We start from the raw sequence: 384 nt of genomic DNA on the forward strand, positions 1-384 counted from the left end.
TACCCTCGTGGTTTGCGGTGACGCCGGAGATGCGTTGGGTGATTCACTGTATGAAGTTCACATTTACGTCAAAGGCGAAGTGAAATCATTGGGTGCGGATTGCATTGCCAAAGAAATGCGTGATGAACACATCCAGGAACTGAGTCATTTACTGAAGCGTGCCGGGGTGGATGAAGATCCTCATGCTTTCAAACGTTATGGTTCAGCACGTCAACTATACAATTTCAAAGTCGATAACGCTTCTGCGTATTAATGCTGATTTTACGAGGAATCTATTATGAGTGAAAAAAAGAAATACATTACCGAGCTCCGTGAGTCAGCGACATTTGATCGGTCGACCATGTCCGAAATTCGTCGGGCAGCGGAAACTGGTATCTATGATAT

The 384-nt window shown here is 44.8% G+C and carries 1 pseudogene; it reads left to right on the forward strand.

The features are described from left to right. A pseudogene (locus B3182_RS14925) lies at window positions 1–253 on the forward strand (protein glxC); the annotation flags it as partial. Window positions 254–384: the final 131 nt, after the last annotated feature.

The sequence above is a fragment of the Methylophaga sp. UBA4204 genome (assembly GCF_002379485.1).
Lineage (GTDB): Bacteria > Pseudomonadota > Gammaproteobacteria > Nitrosococcales > Methylophagaceae > Methylophaga.